20 protein-coding genes are annotated in these 18,871 nt (G+C 64.3%); 11 read left to right on the top strand and 9 right to left on the bottom strand.

From position 1 onward, the window contains the following. Positions 1-16: 16 nt before the first annotated feature. Genes AC1D08_RS21560 through AC1D08_RS21550 form a run of 3 tightly spaced genes read right to left on the bottom strand, consistent with a single transcriptional unit; the run spans position 17 to position 4,778 of the window. The gene (locus AC1D08_RS21560; protein ID WP_457151221.1) at positions 17-2,836 is read right to left on the bottom strand and encodes a DUF4159 domain-containing protein; all 2,820 of its coding nucleotides are present in this window, start codon (positions 2,834-2,836) and stop codon (positions 17-19) included. Then, entirely contained in the window at positions 2,833-3,774 is a 942-nt protein-coding gene (locus tag AC1D08_RS21555; RefSeq protein ID WP_477423924.1) for a DUF58 domain-containing protein, read from the bottom strand. Before AC1D08_RS21555 ends, AC1D08_RS21560 begins: the two co-directional genes overlap by 4 nt. Further along, positions 3,774-4,778 (bottom strand): AAA family ATPase, encoded by a 1,005-nt coding sequence (locus AC1D08_RS21550; protein ID WP_457151223.1) that lies wholly within the window; start codon positions 4,776-4,778, stop codon positions 3,774-3,776. Before AC1D08_RS21550 ends, AC1D08_RS21555 begins: the two co-directional genes overlap by 1 nt. Positions 4,779-4,935: 157 nt before the next feature. Between AC1D08_RS21550 and AC1D08_RS21545 the strand changes: the two genes are divergently transcribed. The 3 genes from AC1D08_RS21545 to AC1D08_RS21535 are packed head-to-tail and all read left to right on the top strand — an operon-like array spanning position 4,936 to position 7,459. Continuing rightward, positions 4,936-5,565: a DUF1285 domain-containing protein gene (locus tag AC1D08_RS21545; protein ID WP_457151227.1), complete on the top strand. Its 630-nt coding sequence runs from the start codon at positions 4,936-4,938 to the stop codon at positions 5,563-5,565. Then, entirely contained in the window at positions 5,565-6,197 is a 633-nt protein-coding gene (locus AC1D08_RS21540; RefSeq protein ID WP_457151224.1) for a CoA pyrophosphatase, read from the top strand. Before AC1D08_RS21545 ends, AC1D08_RS21540 begins: the two co-directional genes overlap by 1 nt. Next, positions 6,194-7,459, top strand: a complete 1,266-nt coding sequence (locus AC1D08_RS21535) for a CCA tRNA nucleotidyltransferase (protein ID WP_457151225.1) — start codon at positions 6,194-6,196, stop codon at positions 7,457-7,459. The genes AC1D08_RS21540 and AC1D08_RS21535 overlap by 4 nt, the downstream gene beginning before the upstream one ends. 2 nt (positions 7,460-7,461) lie before the next feature. Here the strand turns inward: AC1D08_RS21535 and AC1D08_RS21530 are convergent, their stop codons facing one another. From AC1D08_RS21530 to hemF, 3 genes are all read right to left on the bottom strand, one after another. Next, a complete protein-coding gene (locus AC1D08_RS21530; protein WP_095090837.1) occupies positions 7,462-7,647 on the bottom strand; it encodes a DUF1059 domain-containing protein in 186 nt (61 codons plus the stop codon). Positions 7,648-7,874: 227 nt separating this feature from the next. Then, positions 7,875-8,135 carry a DUF1344 domain-containing protein gene (locus tag AC1D08_RS21525; protein WP_457151226.1) on the bottom strand — a complete coding sequence of 87 codons (261 nt, stop codon included), beginning with the start codon at positions 8,133-8,135 and terminating at the stop codon, positions 7,875-7,877. A 269-nt stretch (positions 8,136-8,404) separates the two neighbouring features. Further along, complete coding sequence (gene hemF, locus AC1D08_RS21520) at positions 8,405-9,319, bottom strand: oxygen-dependent coproporphyrinogen oxidase (RefSeq protein ID WP_095090838.1); 915 nt, start codon at positions 9,317-9,319, stop codon at positions 8,405-8,407. Between the two features lie 125 nt (positions 9,320-9,444). Between hemF and AC1D08_RS21515 the strand changes: the two genes are divergently transcribed. Then, positions 9,445-9,702: a hypothetical protein gene (locus AC1D08_RS21515; protein WP_095090839.1), complete on the top strand. Its 258-nt coding sequence runs from the start codon at positions 9,445-9,447 to the stop codon at positions 9,700-9,702. Here the strand turns inward: AC1D08_RS21515 and soxR are convergent. Together soxR and AC1D08_RS21505 are read right to left on the bottom strand one after the other, a co-directional pair. Continuing rightward, a complete protein-coding gene (gene soxR / locus AC1D08_RS21510; protein WP_457155080.1) occupies positions 9,699-10,178 on the bottom strand; it encodes a redox-sensitive transcriptional activator SoxR in 480 nt (159 codons plus the stop codon). The two genes, AC1D08_RS21515 and soxR, sit on opposite strands and share 4 nt — an antisense overlap. Positions 10,179-10,312: 134 nt before the next feature. After that, on the bottom strand, positions 10,313-10,771 hold the full coding sequence (locus AC1D08_RS21505) for a tRNA (cytidine(34)-2'-O)-methyltransferase (protein ID WP_477418818.1): 459 nt from the start codon (positions 10,769-10,771) through the stop codon (positions 10,313-10,315). A 446-nt stretch (positions 10,772-11,217) separates the two neighbouring features. On the opposite strand from AC1D08_RS21505, the gene AC1D08_RS21500 reads away from it, so the two are divergent. The 5 genes from AC1D08_RS21500 to AC1D08_RS21480 are packed head-to-tail and all read left to right on the top strand — an operon-like array spanning position 11,218 to position 16,259. Then, positions 11,218-11,658: a hypothetical protein gene (locus AC1D08_RS21500; protein ID WP_457154934.1), complete on the top strand. Its 441-nt coding sequence runs from the start codon at positions 11,218-11,220 to the stop codon at positions 11,656-11,658. 28 nt (positions 11,659-11,686) lie between these two features. Next, on the top strand, positions 11,687-13,570 hold the full coding sequence (locus AC1D08_RS21495; protein ID WP_477418814.1) for an ABC transporter ATP-binding protein: 1,884 nt from the start codon (positions 11,687-11,689) through the stop codon (positions 13,568-13,570). Positions 13,571-13,580: 10 nt separating this feature from the next. Next, complete coding sequence (locus AC1D08_RS21490) at positions 13,581-15,464, top strand: ABC transporter ATP-binding protein (protein ID WP_457154203.1); 1,884 nt, start codon at positions 13,581-13,583, stop codon at positions 15,462-15,464. Positions 15,465-15,484: 20 nt separating this feature from the next. Continuing rightward, positions 15,485-15,952, top strand: a complete 468-nt coding sequence (locus AC1D08_RS21485) for a GNAT family N-acetyltransferase (RefSeq protein WP_457154202.1) — start codon at positions 15,485-15,487, stop codon at positions 15,950-15,952. A 1-nt stretch (position 15,953) separates the two neighbouring features. Further along, entirely contained in the window at positions 15,954-16,259 is a 306-nt protein-coding gene (locus tag AC1D08_RS21480; protein ID WP_457154201.1) for a DUF6665 family protein, read from the top strand. A gap of 57 nt (positions 16,260-16,316) precedes the next feature. On the opposite strand, the gene AC1D08_RS21475 is transcribed toward AC1D08_RS21480, so the two are convergent. Then, a complete protein-coding gene (locus AC1D08_RS21475) occupies positions 16,317-16,661 on the bottom strand; it encodes a cupin domain-containing protein (protein ID WP_477300327.1) in 345 nt (114 codons plus the stop codon). 313 nt (positions 16,662-16,974) lie between these two features. Between AC1D08_RS21475 and petA the strand changes: the two genes are divergently transcribed. Together petA and AC1D08_RS21465 are read left to right on the top strand one after the other, a co-directional pair. Beyond that, positions 16,975-17,535, top strand: a complete 561-nt coding sequence (petA, locus tag AC1D08_RS21470; protein ID WP_457154199.1) for a ubiquinol-cytochrome c reductase iron-sulfur subunit — start codon at positions 16,975-16,977, stop codon at positions 17,533-17,535. A 16-nt stretch (positions 17,536-17,551) separates the two neighbouring features. Further along, positions 17,552-18,853 carry a cytochrome b gene (locus AC1D08_RS21465; RefSeq protein ID WP_477228218.1) on the top strand — a complete coding sequence of 434 codons (1,302 nt, stop codon included), beginning with the start codon at positions 17,552-17,554 and terminating at the stop codon, positions 18,851-18,853. The last annotated feature ends 18 nt before the right edge of the window (positions 18,854-18,871 follow it).

Genomic DNA, 18,871 nt, shown 5'->3' with positions numbered 1-18,871 from the left:
AACAAAGCACGTCATCCTACTGCCCCAGCCGTTCGAGCAGTATGGGCACATGCACCTGGTCGGATTTGTAGTTGCCGGTCAACATGTACATCATGATATTGACGCCGGCGCGCAAGGCGTAGATGCGCTGCATCGGGTCCGCCGGCACGGTCGGCAGCAGCGGATCGCCATTTTCGTCGACCGCCCAGGCGCCGGCGAAATCATTGGCGGTGATCATGATCGGCGAGACGCCGTCGCCGGTGCGCACCGGCCGGTTCTCGGCATTGCTGGCGTCGAGCGAGGCCTCGACCCAGAGCGGGCTGCCACTGAAGCGGCCGGGAAATTCGGGCAGGATGAAGAAGGATTTGGTCAGCACGTGGTCGGACGGCACCGGCTCCAGCGGCGGCACGTTGAGGTTGCCGAGGATGTCGCGCAGCCGCTCCGTCGCCGGGCTGGTCGAATCGGCGCCGATGCCGTTGGCGAACTGGTCGCGCGTATCGAACAGCACCGTGCCGCCTTGCTGCATATAGGCGTCGATGCGGGCGATCGCGGCCTGGCTCGGCATCGGTGCGGCCGGATCGATCGGCCAGTAGATCAAGGGATAGAACGACAGCTCGTCCTTCGCGATGTCGACGCCGGCCGGCGCGCCGGGTTCCAGCGCCGTCTTCTCGACCAGGAAGCGGGTCAGGCCTTCGAGCCCGGCGCGGCTGATCGAATCGTCGCCCGGCACGCCGGTCAGCACATAGGCGATGCGGGTCTTCGATATGGCCTCGATGGCGACCTCGTCGCCAGGTTTGGCGTCGTCGGCGCGGGCAGGATCGGCATGGCCAAACAGCGCGCCGAGCGCAATCAGGATCGCGGCGGTGGTGGCCACGCCACCGGCACGGCGCGGCCGGCGGGCAAACAGGCCGCCCATCCAGAACACCGCCAGGGTGTCGAGCAGCATCAGCACCAGAGCGGCGGCGACCAGTGCGCCCTTCAGGTTGCGCGATTCGTCAAAGGCATACTGGATCGATGTGACCGGAACGGTGATTTGCGGGCGCGCCAGCGGCGCCAGCTTGCTTGCGGCATCGAGCAAATTGTGAGCGAAGACGCCGGTCTCGGAGCCGTAGAGGCCGGGCGGGTTCTCGAAGGTTACCGCCAGCGCGGGACCCGGCACCAGCGGCCGTGCATCCGGCGTCGGCGGCACCAGCGAGCCGTCGGCTGATATCATGCGGTAGGGCGCCAGCGAGGTGGCCGCGGCTTCGGCATTGGCGATCGCCGCGCCCTGGTTGCGCGACAGCTGCACGATGCGGCGCAGCATCTCGACGAAGCTGCCGGAGATCGGCAGGTTCGACCAGGTCGCCTCGGGCGTGACGTGGAACAGCACCAGCGTGCCCTTGCCTTTCTTCAGTCCGGTGACCAGCGGTGTGCCGTCGGCGAGGGCGGCCCAGGTGCGCTCGACAATGTCGGGCGTCGGCTCGGCCAGCACCTGCCTGGTGACGGTGACCTCGGTCGGCGGCGCAAGATCGGCGAACGGACCGGCCTTGGGGAATTCGGTGACCGGTTGCGGTGACGTCCATGACAGGGCTCCGCCTAGCGAACGCTCACCGGTGCGCAGGCGGACCGGCAGCAGGTCGTCGTCATTGCCGGCGGCGGCCAGCCGCGAGCCGGCGAAGCGCACCAGCGTGCCGCCATTGTCGACCCAGTCGACCAGCCTTTGTCGAACCTGTGCGGGAATGGTGCCGATGTCGGCCATGACGATCATGGCCGGCTTCTGGTCGAGGATCTGCGGGATGGCATCGGCGAGGTCGGCGCTGGAGGGTTCGACGAGATCGGCGAAGGGCTGCAGCGCGCGCCTGATGTAGTAGAGCGGCGACAAAAGCGGCTGCGCTTGGTCGGCCTCGGCCTGCGACAGCAGCCCGACGCGGCGGCGCTTGGAGCTTTCGTCAAGGACGCGCACAGCACCGGCCTGGCGCTCGCCGTCGAGCGAGATCGAGGCAAAGTCGTTGCGCAGCTCGAACGGCACCGCCATGGTGCCGGTGGCGGTGGTTTCGCCAGGGGAAAAGGTCAGCGTCGCATCGGCGATGCGGCGGCCCTTGTCGTCGAAAGCGCCGGCGGTGACTTGTGCGGGTGCCGGGTCGCCCGGCGCGCGGATGGCGGTCAGCGCAAAGCCGTCGACCTGGTTGTCGGCGGTGGTCAGGCCGGTCAGCGACAGCCGGTCTGAACTGGCCCACACGACACGGGCGGCATTTTTCGACAACAGCGTGTTGAAGGCGGCCTCGTCGCCCTTCGCCGCCAGGCCGTCGGCAAGCACGGCGACGCTGGCGCCGGGCAAGGTGTCCAGCGCCCCGGCGACGCGGGCATAGACGGCGGGCCGGTCGGTCGGGATCGGCCGTGGCTTGGCGGCACGCAGCCGGTCGAGGGCGGCGGCGGCATCGAACGGGCCGATTTCCGAATTGGGCTTTTCGGCGGTGAAGGCGACGATGACCGGCACGCCGTTCGAGCCGGCGTCTTTGATCAGCCGCTCGGCGGTGGCGACGCGCTTGTTCCAGTCGGCGGCACTTGCCCAGTCATTGTCGATGACCAACGCAAGGGCCGCGCCCTCGGCCGGCAATTTTTCGCGCGGGTTGAACACCGGCTCGGCAAGGGCGGTGACGATGAGCGCCGCCATCAACAGCCTGAGCAGCGTCAGCCACCACGGGCTCTGCTGCGGCGTTTCCTCGCGCTTCAACACACGCGCCAGGATCTTCAGCGGCGGGAAGATCTCGGTCTGCGGCTTGGGCGGCGTCAGCCGCAACAGCCACCAGATCACCGGTAGCGCCAGCAGGCCCCACAGCACCATGGGGGCGCCAAAGGAGAGCGGCAGCCAGCTCATGCGACGGCCTTCCCGGCACGACTGCCCCCGGCGGTCGGCCCGGTATAACCGCCGTCGGCGGTCATCGCCATGTGCAGGCGCACGAGCGCGTCGGAAGCCAGCCGATCGGTGTGGTTGACGGTAAAGCTCCAGCCGAGCCGCTTGCACCAGGCGGCAAGTTCGTGGCGGCGGGCGGTGTAGAGCAGGCGGTATTCATCGCCGAGCATTTCGGCGCGGCCGGCGGTCAGCTTGTCGCCGGTCTCGGGATCGGTGAATTCGGTGCGGCCAGCATAGGGGAAGGTTTCCTCGGCCGGGTCGGCGACCTCGATCAGGTGCGCGCGCACGCCATGGCGGGCGAGCACGTCGAGCCAGGCCATCGTCTCCTCGACCGGATCGAGGAAGTCGCTGGCGATGACGATGTCGCAGAAGCGGCGGATGTCGGACAGGTCGGGTTTTGCCGGCAACTCGCCGGCGTGCATGAGTTGGGCGGCGATGCGCTCGGCGCCGTTGCGGGCGGTGAACGGATCGGTGAGGCCGGGCCAGGCGATGCGCTCGCCGCTGCGCGACAACAGCTCGGCCATGGCCAGCGTCAGCACAAGCGCGCGCGATTGCTTGGACACGCCGGCGCCGGTCGATTTGTAGAGCATCGACGGCGACGGGTCGGCCCAAAGCCACACCGTATGGGCGGCTTCCCATTCGCGGTCGCGCACATAGGTGTGGTCGTCGCGGGCCGAACGGCGCCAGTCGATGCGCGAGGCATCGCCTTCGACATAGGGCCGGAACTGCCAGAAATTCTCGCCGATGCCGCGCTTGCGGCGGCCATGCCAGCCGGCGATCACGGTGTTGACGATGCGGCGCGCCTCGACGAGCAGATCAGGCACAAGCGAGGCCCGCAACCGGCCACGAGCGAGCGCGTCGCGCGTCGCTGCCGGAGCCTGGACCTCGCCGATGCGCGCCATCAAATCCCTTTCACCAGCTTTGCCACCACGTCGCGCACGCTGGTGCCTTCGGCGCGGGCGGCGAAGGTCAGCGCCATGCGATGCTGCAGCACCGGCTCTGCCAGCGCACGGACATCGTCGATGGAGGGCGCCAGCCGCCCATCGTAGAGCGCGCGCGCCCTTGTGCACAGCATCAGCGCCTGGCTGGCGCGCGGGCCGGGCCCCCAGGCGACATGCTTGTCGGTCTCGGCATTGCCCTGGCCGGGGCGCGCCGAGCGCACCAGCGTCAGGATCGCCTCGACGACGCTTTCCGGCACCGGCATGCGGCGGATCAGCGTCTGGATCTCCTTCAGCCGCACCGGGTTCAGCACGTTCTGCGCTTTGGCGTCCTCGATGCCGGTGGTTTCCAAGAGGATGCGGCGCTCGGCCTCGATTTCGGGATAGAGGATGTCGACCTGCATCAGGAAGCGGTCGAGCTGGGCCTCGGGCAAGGGATAGGTGCCTTCCTGCTCCAGCGGGTTCTGTGTTGCCAGCACATGGAAGGGCGCCGGCAGGTCGTGGCGGGCGCCGGCAATGGTGACGTGGTACTCCTGCATCGCCTGCAGCAACGCCGACTGGGTGCGCGGCGAGGCACGGTTGATCTCGTCGGCCATCAAAAGCTGGGCGAAGATCGGCCCGGAGATGAAACGGAAGGAACGCTTGCCGAACTCGTCCTGCTCCATCACCTCGGAGCCGAGGATATCGGACGGCATCAGGTCGGGCGTAAACTGGATGCGGCGTGAATCGAGGCCGAGCACGACGCCCAGCGTCTCGACCAGCTTGGTCTTGGCAAGGCCCGGCACGCCGACCAGCAGCGCATGGCCGCCGGCCAGCAGCGCCACCAGCGTGCGCTCGACGACGCTCTCCTGGCCGAAGATGACCCGGCCGACCCCGTCGCGGATCCTGGAGATGTCGGCAAGCGCCTTCTCGGCCTCGGCGATCATGTCCGTTTCGCTCATCGGGCTTTCCTTGACCATCACGCTCATGCAGCTTCGATCCCTTTGGTTGGAGATACCATGGTTGGAAATACCGGCACGCACCATAGCATAGGTTGCCGCGATTCGGCCTCGCGTGGCGCCTATGTCAAAACTTAAATCACAGACTTAGGCTGACAAGCGGAACAACAGTGACTATTTCGTGACCATGACGGAACACTCCGAACATCGCCAGCTAAGCCTCACGACCGCCACCGAGGCGCGCGGTCTCGAAGCGCTGATCTCGCGCGCCGCCCGCGCCGGCAAGGGCGCGGCGCCGGTCGAGCGCTGGAATCCCGACTTCTGCGGCGATCTCGACATGGAGATCAAGGCTGACGGCACCTGGTTCTATCTGGGCACGTCGATCGGACGCATGCCACTGGTGCAGCTGTTCTCCTCGGTGCTGCGCAAGGACGCGGACGGCAGGACCTATCTGGTGACACCGGTGGAACGGGTCGGCATCCGCGTCGCCGACGCGCCATTCATCGCCGTCGAGATGGATGTTTCGGGCAGTGGCGACGCGCAGATTATCACCTTCCGCACCAATGTCGGCGATGTCGTCGAAGCCGGACCGGAACGGCCGCTGCGCTTTGTCGACGAGAGCGAGACCGGTGGCCTGAAACCCTATGTGCTGGTGCGCGGCCGGCTGGAAGCGCTGGTGGCGCGGCCGGTGATGTATGAGCTGGTCGGACATGGCGAGGAGATCGAGATCGGCGGCAAGACCATGTTCGCCGTGCGCTCCAAGGGCGCGGTGTTTGCGATCATGCCGGCGGACCAGCTGAAGCGGCTGAGCGCGTGATGGACCAGATGTCAACGGCGCCGTTTTCCGCAGCGGACTTTCGCGCGCGCTTTGCGGCACAGCCGGATGCGCATGCCGGCGACGACTATGGTGACCATCGCTTCAATCCAGGCCATCCACGCCTCAACCATGGCAAGCCGCTGCGCAATGCCGCGGTGCTGATCCCGGTGGTCGATCATGAGGGCGAAGCCACGGTTCTGTTGACCAAACGGGCCGAAAGGCTGCGCAACCATTCGGGGCAGGTGGCCTTTCCCGGCGGCACCATCGATGCGACCGATGCCAGTCCGGAAGCGGCGGCTGTGCGCGAGACCTTAGAGGAAATCGGCCTTGCTCAGGATCGCATCGAGATCATCGGCCGCATGCCCGACTACGTAGCCGGCAGCGGCTACCGCATCGCGCCGGTGCTGGGCATCGTGCGGTCCGGTTTCCGGCTCAGCTTGAATGCCGACGAGGTCGATGCCGCCTTCGAAGTGCCGCTGCGTTTCCTGATGGACCCGGCCAACCACAAGCGCGACAGCCGCATGTGGAACGATCTCGAATGGTTCTTCTACGACATGCCCTATGGCGACCGGCGCATCTGGGGCGTCACCGCCGGCATTATCCGTACGCTCTACGAAAGGCTCTATGCGTGAATGTCTCTATTGCGGGCCGGGCCGAGTGGCTCGGCGACAAGCATCTGCAGCGCCTGCTTGCCGCATTGGCGCAAAGCGGCGAAGAGGCGCGTGTTGCCGGTGGCGCGGTACGCAACACGCTGATGGGCCAGCCGGTTGCCGACATCGACATCGCCACCACCTGTCTGCCGCAGGAAACCATCCGCCGCGCCGAGGCGGAAGGCTTCAAGGCGGTTCCGACCGGCATCGAGCATGGGACGATCACCGTGGTTGCCGGCGGCAAGCCATATGAGATCACCACCTTACGCGCCGATGTCGAGACCGATGGCCGTCGCGCCAAGGTGTCGTTCGGGAGCGACTGGAAGCTCGACGCCGAGCGGCGCGACTTCACCATCAACGCGCTCTATGCCGAGGCCGATGGCACGGTGATCGACCTGGTCGGCGGCATCGCCGACATCGAGGCGCGCCGGTTGCGCTTCATCGGCGATCCGGAAGCGCGCATCCGCGAGGATTATCTGCGCATCCTGCGCTTCTTCCGCTTCTTCGCCTGGTACGGCGATGGCCGGCCGGATGCCGAGGGGCTGAAAGCCTGTGCCCGGCTGAAGGAAGGGCTGGCCCAGCTTTCGGCCGAGCGCATCTGGTCGGAACTGAAGAAGCTTCTGTCGGCGCCCGATCCTTCGCGGGCGTTGCTCTGGATGCGGCAGGCCGGCGTATTGACCGCCGCGCTGCCGGAAAGCGAGAAATGGGGCATCGACGCGATCCATGCGCTGACCAAGGCCGAGAAGGATCTGGACTGGGCACCTGACCCCCTGCTCAGGCTGGAAGCGATCGTGCCGCCGGATGCCGCGCGCATGAAGACGCTCGCCGAGCGGCTCAAATTTTCGACCGCCGAAGCGGATCGCCTGCGCCACTGGACGTTGGCCACCGCCGCCGAGCCGAAGACGACGGAGGGCGAGTTGGCAAAGCGGCTCTATCGCGGCGACCGACAGGGGTTCGTCGACCGCCTGCGGCTGTCGCTTGCGGGCGCGCGGATGCGCGCCGTCCAGGACAATGACGCGTTGCTCGAAGCCGGCGGCTTTTCGCGCCTGCTTACCTTCGCCCTGAAATGGGAGAAGCCGTTGTTTCCGCTAAAGGGCGCCGATCTGACGCGGCTCGGCGCAACTCCAGGGCCGAAGCTTGGGGAAATCCTCAAGACCCTTGAGACTGAATGGGTCGAAGCGGGCTTTTCGCCCGATCGCGGCGCGCTGCTTGAACGCGCCGCGGAAGCCTTGAAAGCAGGCTGAAGTCACGCAGCGTCGCGGGTCTTCTCGATGCGCGAGCGGATCGCCTCGATCATCGTCTCGCGGATGACCGCCTCGCCATGGGTCTCGCGCATGTGCTCTACGGCACGGCGCATGACCTCGGCCTCCTCGTCGGCACGCGTGTGCCAGTCACAGCCGGGCACCAGCGACCCGCAGTGAAATTGTTTCATGGGATTTCTCCTTTTCCTCCGCGGAGCCTGAGGCTCCGATAGTTTTTCGGCTCATGGTCCAAATCCAGGATGGGAACTTGGGCCGCGAGCGGGGGAACAGCATAACACAGATGGGGCGGCATTGGTCGCAGTCAACGGCGAAAAGGCGGAGCAGCGCTGCTCCGCCCTCTTACGCTATCCCAAAGCAGGACCAGAAATCGTCTCGTCCTGCTGTGGCAGGCAGGCTGTCACTTTGCGATCTTGACGGCCTCGGCAACCTTGTTCTTGCCGCTCATCTCCCATGAGACGCGAACCTTTTCACCGACCTGAAGGCCAGGATCCTTGAAGGTCTTGGGAAGCGTAAAAGACGATCCGTCATCGAGGACAAGGCTCATGGCCGTTGCGTCAAAGGTCTTGATCGTTCCGGTGGTGTGCTTGACGGCGGCGAATGCCACCGAACCGGAAGCGAGAAGGGCAGCCGCGGCAGCCGAAACAATGATCCTGCGCATTGCGAAGTACTCCTGGAAAAGGCGGGTATCCTTTTTGACGAAGATGTCCCGCATCGTCTGGGCCGTCCGGTCGCGTCGGGTCGCGGCTCGCTTCTGTTTTGCTCTCAGGCGAACCGCCGGCGCTTCCCGACCCGGCGCAGGAAATAGGCCAGCCTTTTCAATCGCCTATTAGACGAAAAAGAAATCTTTCGCGGTGCTGTATGCCACATTCCATGCCCATTTCGAGCAAATGGGACATCAATGCGGCTCACATCGCGCTCACCATTTTGTTACGGCCAGCGGACCTCGGGCGGCAGGCTGGAGAGGATCGAGGCGACATTGCCGCCGGTCTTCAGTCCGAAGATGGTGCCGCGATCGTGAAGCAGGTTGAATTCTACATAGCGGCCACGCCGGATGAGCTGTTCGTCGCGGTCGCCATCGGTCCAGTTCTCATTGAAGTTGGCGCGCACGAGGTGGCCGTAGACGACGAGAAAGGAGCGTCCGACATCCTGGACGAAGTTGAAATCAGCGTTCCAGCCGCCTTTGTCCTCGCCCGAATGCAGCCAGTCGAAAAAGATGCCGCCGGTGCCGCGCGGCTCGTTGCGATGCGGCAGATAGAAATACTCGTCGCACCAGGCCTTGAATTTCGGATAATCGGCGACCTCGGGGCTCTTCTCGCAAGCGAACTGCATGGCCCGGTGGAAGGCGATGGTGTCGGGATCGTCCTGGGTGCGCCGACGGTCGAGCACCGGCGTCAAATCGGCGCCGCCGCCGAACCATTGGCTAGACGTGACGACCATGCGGGTGTTCATGTGCACGGCCGGAACGTTGGGGTTCCAGGGGTGAGCGATCAGCGAAATGCCGCTGGCCCAGAAGCGCGGGTCTTCCTCGGCGCCGGGCATCTGCTTCCTGAATTCGGGTGAGAATTCGCCATAGACCGTCGAGGTGTGGACGCCGACCTTCTCGAAGACGCGGCCATGCATCATCGACATGGTGCCGCCGCCGCCGCGGCCCTCGTCGCGCTCCCATGGCGTCTTTTCGAAACGGCCTGGCGACCACGAGGCCAGCGGGCCGCCAAGATCCTGCTCGATTTGCTCGAAGGCGCCACAGATGCGTTCGCGCAGCGCCTCGAACCAAAGGCGCGCCTTCATCTTCTTCTGTTCGATGTCGGCGGGCAGGCCTGCCGGTATTTCAGGTCGTTCCAAGTGCCGTCTCCGGTTGCGGGGGGCCGAGTCCCTACAAATGACTCGTCTTTTGCCGGCGCGATCCCTAATCTCTTAGGGGCAAGGGTCAAGTGTCCAAGCGTCATTAAGGTGCAAGGAGTTGTTTCGTGCGCACCCCGGCAAGACCACCGCTGGATGGCCTGAAGAAAAGGCTCGACCAAAGCCGGACCGAGCGCACGCGCATGCCACGCGACGGGTTTTTGCGCGAGACCTTCGTGCTGCCGCGCTCCGATGCGCGCCTCAAGGCCAAGGAATGGTTCGAGCGCTTTCCCAAGCAGGCCTACTGGACCGAGATCGAAAGCTGGTTCGAGCGACCGGGCGACCTGATCGAATTCACCATCAGGCGGCTGCCGGCGGCGGATTAGGATTTCAGGTACCTTTTCCCCGAACGGAGAGAAGGTGTAGCCACCAACCGTCTCGCCCCCGTGCCGTCCCTAGACAGGCGGTCGCCCTTGTTCCTGAGCGGGCATTTGTCGATCGACATGCAGCCGCAGCCGATGCAGTCGGTCAGCCCGTCGCGCAGTTTCTTCAACTGGGCGATCTTGTGATCGAGCCCGTCGCGCCAGGCGGTGGACAAAAGGTTCCAGTCGTCGCGGGTCGGCGTGCGGCCCTCTGGCAGGGATGCCAAGGCGGCACCGATCTCGGCCAGCGAGATGCCGACCTCCTGCGCGACCTTGATGATCGCCACGCGCCGCAGCACGTCGCGGCCGTAGCGGCGCTGGTTGCCGGACGTGCGGTGGCTGCGGATCAGGCCGCGCGCCTCATAGAAATGCAGAGCCGACACCGCCACCCCGCTGCGCATCGCCACCTGGCCGACCGTTAATTCCGTTACTGGTGCCATCCTTGCTTTCCCGCCTCGATTTTATCGCTTGACCTCAAGTTAAGTTGAGCTTGTAGCAAGAAACCCAGGATGTGCAAATGAAGGAGAGGGCGATGTGCGCCTGGGTCAAATTGACGGGGGTTGCCAGCGAACTCCTAGCCGAGTTGCCGGATGGCTTCACCCGCCACCATGGCGACGGACAGCGCGACGTTGATGCTGCGCGCGGCACCCTGCATGGGGATGGTCAGCCGCGCATCCGCCGTTTGATGGACAGCATCCGGCACGCCTGCGGATTCGCGGCCGAACAAAAGGATGTCGCCACTGGCGAAGGCAAAGCTCGTGTAGGGAATCGCGGCCTTGGTCGACAGAAGCACCAGCCGGCGGGCGCCCGCCCTGCGCCAGTCCTCGAAGGCGTGCCAATCGACATGCCGGGTCAGATCAGCCATTTCGAGGTAATCCATGCCGGCTCGCTTAAGCGCCCGGTCGGAGAGCGGAAAGCCGGCCGGTTCGATGATATCGACGCCAAGGCCGAGGCAAGCGGCAAAGCGCAGGATTGTGCCGGTGTTGCCGGCGATATCAGGCTGGTAGAGCGCGATGCGGAGACGGTCGTTCATTTCCGCGTCCTTCTAATAAGTGGCAGATCGGCCACAGCCGGCTCGCGGTTTTGGAAATTGCTGGACCTGCGGGTGGCCATTTTCTGCGAAGTCGGGTATGTCAGACCCATTGTCAACCCGAACCGATGGAGGGGAAATTCATGATGACCATGCACATCCAGCGCCCCTCTCGTGGGCTTGTTCGCCCCATGGCGGTTTCGGTACGACAATTCTCCTGACTCTCTAAGACTTGATCGCACCGATTCCCGCCGAAACGCTTTTTCGGCTCTCGAAGGAATCCTGCGATGTTTTTCAAACTGTCAAAGGGGCTGAACGCCCCGCCTGAACGTGTCCAGACCGACGCTTGTCGTGTCCAGACTGACGCCCGCCGTCATGTCCAGACCAACGACTCCCGTCGTGTCCAGACCGACGCAATCCGTGCCTCCGGCCGAATGCCGGCGGACGATATGGATTCACCTTTTCATCTCTATTTTCACACGGAGGACGGACCGATGTTCGATCCCTACAGAATACCTGGCTCGAGGAGCCTGCACGACCAGAAAATGGCAACCTGGGCGCTGCTGATCGGCGAAACCTATTCGTCGGCGGTGCATGCCGAAGTCCGCCGCCGGCCGCATCGCGGCATGCTGCCGGATGTCGATTTCTCGCACGCGGTTCCCGACCCGAGCCGGCCGTCGCTGGTGCGCCGGATCATCCGGCTGATCCGGCCGGGGCCGAAGCTCCGGGTTGTCGACACCGCGCCGTCAGGATCGACAAGCACGGCTGTCGGCGAAAAGAGCGCGAGCCCCTATATAGCGCGAAGCAGGACCGATGGCTCGGACGATGCCGAGCCATCGGTCCTTGACGCCGAGCGGTCTGGCGACTTCGTACGTTCCCACGCCGCGTGAGCGGAAAACAGATTTGTGAGCATGACTTATGTTGTTCGGCTGGTTTGAAAAAAGGCTCGACCCGTTCCCCGCAGCGGAACCGGTCGAGCCGCCCAAGACGCTGGTCGCCTTCTGCGTGCATTACACACGCGGGGCCTGGCCCTACATCCTTCTTGACGCGGTGCTGGTGACGGCCATCGCCATCGCCGAAGTGTGGATGTTCGGCTTCCTCGGCCGGATCGTCGACTGGCTGTCGGGGCAGAATCGCGAAACCTTCCTGCAGACGGAAGCATGGAAGCTCGCCGGCATGGCGTTCATCGTGCTGTTCGCGCTGCCGGGAACGGTGTGGCTCCATTCGCTGCTCAACCAGCAGACGCTGATGGGTAACTATCCCATGCGCATACGCTGGCAGGTGCACCGCTACCTGCTCAAGCAATCGATGAGCTTCTACCAGGACGAGTTCGCCGGCCGCATCGCCACCAAGCTGATGCAGACGGCGCTCGCCGTGCGCGAATGCGTCATCAAGCTGATCGATGTGCTGAACTACGTCATCGTCTATTTCCTTGGCATGCTCTTCATTGTCGGCTCGGCCGACTGGCGGTTGGCAACGCCGCTTGTCGTCTGGCTCGTCGGCTATGTCCTGCTGCTGCGCTATTTCATTCCGCGGCTGGGCAAGGTCGGCGAAGAACAGGCCAATGCCCGATCGACCATGACCGGCCGCGTCGTCGACAGCTACAGCAACATCCAGACGGTCAAGCTGTTCAGCCATGCACGCCGCGAAGCATCCTTCGCCAAGGAGGGCATGGCCGGCTTCCTCGAGACGGTCTACCGGTCGATGCGGCTGGTGACGGTGCTGTATGGCGTCCTCTATATCCTGAACGCGCTGCTGCTGTTCTCCGTCACCGCGCTGTCGCTATGGCTGTGGCTGGGGCAGGCGGTGACGATCGGCGCGGTCGCCGTGGTCATCGGGCTGGTGCTCCGGATGTGGGGCATGTCGCAGTGGATCATGTGGGAAATGTCGGGCCTGTTCGAGAACATCGGCACCGTGCAGGACGGCATCGCCTCGATCTCGTTGCCGCGCCTGGTCGAGGACCGGCCGGGGGCCAAGGACATCTCCGTCACCAGGGGCGAGATCCGCTTCGACGACATCCGGTTCCACTATGGCAAGCAGAAAGGTGTCATCGAGGGCCTGTCGCTGACGGTGAAGCCGGGCGAGAAGGTCGGCATTGTCGGCCGCTCGGGCGCCGGCAAGTCGACGCTGGTCAACCTCCTGCTGCGCTTCTACGACCTGGAAGCTGGCCGGATTCTGATCGACGGCCAGGAGATCGCCGGCGTGACGCAGGATTCGCTGCGCGCCCAAATCGGCATGGTCACGCAGGACACCTCCCTGCTGCATCGTTCGGTGCGTGAAAACATCCTCTATGGCCGGCCTGACGCCAGCGACGAATTGCTCGTCGAGGCGGCGCGGCGCGCCGAGGCGCTGGACTTCATCTCCGGGCTTTCGGATGCCAAGGACCGCAAGGGATTCGACGCCCATGTCGGCGATCGCGGCGTCAAATTGTCCGGCGGCCAGCGGCAACGCATCGCCATTGCTCGCGTTATGTTGAAGGACGCACCTATACTTATCCTTGACGAGGCGACGTCCGCGCTCGATTCCGAGGCTGAAGCGGCCATCCAGGAGAATCTCTACAAGCTCATGCAAGGCAAGACCGTCATCGCCATCGCGCACCGGCTGTCGACCATCGCGGCGATGGACCGGCTGGTGGTGATGGACAGGGGCCACGTCATCGAGGAAGGTTCGCACGAGGAACTCGTCGCCCGGGGCGGGCTCTACGCGCAGCTCTGGCAGCGTCAGTCGGGCGGGTTCCTGCTCGACGATGGCCCGGCCGATGCCGCCAATGACGCACGTGCAAAGGGGCAAGCCGCAGAATGATGGCCGCCGCATGATGACAGCCGTCTATCGCTGGTTCGAGAACTGGGTCTATCCGTTCAGGGAGCCGGCGAATCTTCGGCCACCGACGAGCGTCGGCGGTTTTCTCTGGCACTATGTCGGCCAGGCGAAATTCGCCTTTTTCGCCATGCTGCTCATCGGCGGCATAGCACCGCTGGTCGAAGCCGGCCTGTTCTACTTCGTCGGGCGGCTGGTCGACATTCTCGACCAGCTTCCCGGCGAGCGCAGCTGGCACGCGCTGTGGAATGCCGCCGGCCCCGAACTGGTGTTCATGATCGCGGTGGTGCTGGTCATCCGCACCATCGTCGTCGGCCTGTCAGCGCTGGTCGACGAACAGACAATCACGCCCGGCTTCTACAATCTGGTGCGCTGGCAGGCGCACCGGTACGTGTCGCGCCAGTCCTACGCCTTCTTCCAGAACGATTTCGCCGGCCGCATCGCCACCAAGGTCTGGCAGGCGGGCCAAGCCACCGGTGACCTGATGGAAAGCTTCATCGAGGTCATCTGGTTCATGATCGTCTATACCGTGACGACGCTGGCGCTGGTCGCCGGGCTGGATCTCAGGCTGGCCGTGCTGGTGGTGATCTGGATTTCCGCCTTCGGCTGGCTGGCCAAGCTCTATCTGCCGGCAATCCGTAAGCACGCAGAGGAAACCGCCGAAGCCGGCTCGATGATCACCGGCCGCATCGTCGATTCCTATTCGAACGTGCAGACGCTGAAACTGTTCTCGGCCGATGGCGACGACCGCTACATCAAGAACGGCTTCGACATCTATCTCGACGCGCTGCGCCCGTTCACCCGCCGACTGACCGGCGTGCGTATGGCGCTGACGACACTGTCGGGCATCATGATCACGACGATCGGTTGCTTTGCCGTCTATCTGTGGCTCGAAGGCTCGATCACCGTTGGCGCGGTCGCCTTCACGCTGTCGCTGGTGCTGCGGCTCAACATGCTGCTCGGCCGGGTGATGATGCAGCTCAACGGCATATTGCGTAATCTCGGTGTGCTGGAAAACTCCAAGGCGCTGGTCTCGCAGCCGCTCGGCCTCACCGATGCGCCCGGCGCAAAAGAACTCGTGGTGGCCGGTGGGCGCATCGAGGTCAAGAATGTCGAGTTCCACTACGGCAAGGGGTTCGGCGTGCTCAACGGCATCGACCTAGTCGTGCGGCCGGGTGAAAAGGTCGGGCTGGTCGGGCCGTCCGGCGCCGGCAAGACGACGCTCGCCAATCTGATCCTGCGGCTCTACGATCTGGAAAGCGGGTCCATCACCATCGACGGTCAGGACGTCGCTGGTGTGACGCAGAATTCGCTGCGCGCCAATATCGGTGTCGTCAGCCAGGACACGGCACTGTTCCACCGTTCGCTGCGCGACAACATCAAACTCGGCATGCCTGACGCGACCGATGCCGAGATGATCGCTGCGGCCAGGAAGGCCGAGGCGCACGAATTCATCGTGGGCCTTCGCGACAACCGGGACCGTGCCGGCTACGAGGCCTTTGTCGGCGAGCGCGGCGTCAAACTGTCGGGCGGCCAGCGCCAGCGCGTGGCAATCGCCCGCGTCTTCCTCAAGGACGCGCCGATCCTGATCCTCGACGAGGCGACGTCGGCGCTGGACTCGGACATCGAGGCGGCGATCCAGGAGAATCTGGCGTTGCTGATGGAGGATAAGACGGTCATCGCCATCGCCCATCGGCTGTCGACCATCGCCGCGCTCGACCGGCTGGTGGTGCTCGACGGCGGCCGCATCGTCGAACAAGGCACGCATGACGAACTGGTGGCGCTTGACGGGCTCTATGCGCGGCTGTGGCAGCGGCAGTCCGGCGGCTTCCTCTATCACGAGGAAAGCGTGCTCGAAGAGACGCGACCGGCGGAATGAGGGGGCGGCGGAGTGAGGGCATGGGTGGATCGGCGGAGGTCGGCTTTGTGCTCAAGCGGCTCCGGCCAACCACGCCGGGCTTCGACGCGCTGAAGGAGGAGAGCCGTCTGGAGGGGTACTGGATGCTGGTGCGCCTGGCGGATGGCTGGGCAAGCGGCCGCAACAAGTTCCTGAAGCGGGGCGAGGCGCTGTACGGCACATGGCATGGCCGCGACCTCGCCGGTGTGTGCGGGCTGAACATCGATCCTTATTTCGAGGCGAGGGACCAGGGCCGGGTCCGGCACCTGTTCGTCAGCGCGCCTCACCGCCGCACCGGCCTTGGCCGCATGATGGTCGAGACCGTCATCGATAGGGCGCGTCAGCATTTTACCGCGCTGAACACCCGTGCGCCGCAAGAAGCCTTCGCGTTCTATGAGCGGCTTGGCTTCCAGCCGGTGATAGGCGAAGAATTCGTCACACACCGCATGATTTTTGGGAAAGGAGGCTGAAATGTCGCTGCGTCCTCCATCTGCCAGCGCCACGGCTGCCGAAGCCGCCTTCGACGCGCTCGGCCATGAAATCCTCGCCGAGAAGGCGGCAGCACTCGGCCGCGCCGGCCAGCGGGTCGAGGAAACGCTGGGGAGGCTGCGCGACAATGGCGATGAGAACCTGCGTCCCCGTCTCCTCAAGGAGGCCGCAGAGGCGGTGCACGGCTATTTCATCCAGCGCGAACTGTGCGGATTGCGAAAGCATGACGCCGTCATTCGCGAATACAACATCCCGAAGGCGGTTCTGGTCAGGCTCGGCGCGAAATAGCTCTTTTGTTCGACCATGACCTCCGGCGAAAACTGGTTCCCGCTTTCGGGATCATGGTCATTCCAGCCATTCGGTGATGAAGGTGCCGTTCTCGTGGATGTCGGTGGTTTCCAGAGGGCCCGGTCCGAGATTGGTGAATTTGTGCGGCGTGTTGGGCGGAACGATCACGATCTGGCCGGCAAAGGCCTCGACCTCCTGGTCGCCGACCGTGAACAGGCCGGTGCCCTGGCGGATGATGAAGATCTCTGCGTAGGGATGCGTGTGGAGCCGGGGGCCGCCGCCGACATCAGGCAGATAGTTGAAGATCAGGCAGGACTTGGAGCCGTAGGCGCCGCATTGCAGCTCGCCCTTCCAGCCGTCAGAGCGAACAGCCCATGTGTCGCGGTCTATGACGTGTGCCATGGTGGCAAGGATAGACCGGGCCGGTGTCCGGTGTCGAGGTGGAGGCGACCCCGGAATTGCGGTTGTTTCCCTGTTGTTTAGCGATCTTTGGCGGCCATCCGGCGTCGCGCTGACCGAGGACGGATTTTGTCCCCGCGACAATCTGCCCTTGTGCCTTCACCCGTCTGGACAAAAACGGGCTTCACGCATAAACCGAAGTCCAAATGCCGGAGGAATTCGCAAGCCTGTTCGCCATGCGCTGTCGGGTTGGCGCAATTGAGCGGGGAACATGGCTCAGCCACCGGCGCGGAATAGGCGAAAGGATCAGGCACCCGTGAGCGCAACCGACACCCAGGATCCCAACCGTCGTGATTTTCTCTATGTCGCCACCGGCATGGCCGCGGTGGTCGGCGCGGGTGCCCTCGCATGGCCGTTCATCGACCAGATGCGCCCTGACGCCTCGACACTGGCGTTGGCTTCCGTCGAGGTCGACGTCGCTTCACTGACCCCGGGCATGTCGCTGATTGTCAAATGGCGTGGCAAGCCTGTCGTGGTGCGCAACCGCACCGAGCAGGAGATGAAGGACGGCGAGGCGGTCAAGCTGACAGACCTCAAGGATCCGATCGCCCGCAACGCGAACCTTCCGGCCGACGCGCCGGCGACCGACGCCAACCGCACCACGCCCGGCAAGGAAGCCTGGATGGTGATGGTCCAGGTCTGCACGCATCTGGGCTGCATTCCGCTCGGCCAGGAAGGCGAATTCGGCGGCTGGTTCTGCCCGTGCCACGGTTCGCAATACGACACGGCCGGCCGCATTCGCAAAGGCCCGGCGCCCGAGAACATGGCAGTGCCGGTATTCAAGTTCATTTCCGATACCAAGATCCTTATCGGTTGAGGCAGGGGATATTTCGATGAGCGAGGGACACTCGACCTATACGCCCAAGACCGGTATCGAACGCTGGTTCGACGCCCGCATGCCGCTGCCGCGGATGGTCTATGACAGTTTCATCGCCTATCCGGTGCCGCGCAACCTGAACTATGCGTGGACCTTCGGCGGTATCCTGGCGATCATGCTGGTGTCGCAGATGCTGACCGGCATCGTGCTGGCCATGCACTTTGCGGCCGACACCAGTCTCGCCTTCGATTCGGTCGAGAAGATCATGCGCGACGTGAATTCGGGCTGGCTGTTGCGCTATCTCCATGCCACAGGCGCCTCGTTCTTCTTTATGGCCGTTTATATCCACATCTTCCGTGGCCTTTATTACGGCTCCTACAAGGCGCCGCGCGAGCTGCTGTGGATCCTCGGCTGTATCATCTACCTCCTGATGATGGCGACGGCCTTCATGGGCTATGTGCTGCCGTGGGGCCAGATGAGCTTCTGGGGCGCCACCGTCATCACCGGCTTCTTCAGCGCAATCCCGCTGGTCGGCGAATGGATCCAGCAACTGCTGCTCGGCGGTTTCGCCGTCGACAACCCGACACTGAACCGCTTCTTTGCGCTGCACTACCTCTTGCCGTTCATGATCGCCGGCGTCGTCGTGCTGCATGTCTGGGCGCTGCATGTCGTCGGCCAGTCGAATCCGACCGGCATCGAGGTCAAGTCGAAGACCGACACCGTCGCCTTCACCCCTTACGCGACCATCAAGGACGCGTTCGGCATGATCGTGTTCCTGTTCTTCTTCGCCTATTTCGTCTTCTACATTCCGAATTTCCTTATGGCGCCCGACAATTACATCGTGGCCAATCCGCTGAAGACACCGGCGCATATCGTGCCTGAATGGTACTTCCTGCCGTTCTACGCGATCCTGCGCGCCATCACTTTCAACATCGGGCCGATCAATTCCAAGCTCGGCGGCGTGATCTGCATGTTCGGCGCCATCGTCATGCTGTTCCTGGTGCCGTGGCTTGACACCTCGAAGGTGCGGTCGGCGGTGTACCGGCCCTGGTACAAGCTGTTCTTCTGGCTGTTCGTGGCCGATGCCATCCTGCTCGGCTGGCTGGGCTCGCAGCCGGCGGAAGGCAGCTACGTGTTCATGGCGCAGATGGCGACACTGTTCTACTTCGCCTTCTTCCTGGTCGCGCTGCCGGTGCTCGGCCTGATCGAGACGCCGCGGCGGCTGCCGAATTCGATCACCGAAGCGGTGCTCGAGAAGAACAAGGGTGGCGGTCATCATCCTGCGGGGGCTACGGCCGCGCCGGAAACCAAGGGCTGAGCGGGTAGAGAATCTAAG

This window comes from Mesorhizobium sp. P2_E6 (genome assembly GCF_056403835.1).
This window is presented reverse-complemented; position numbering and strand designations above follow the sequence as displayed.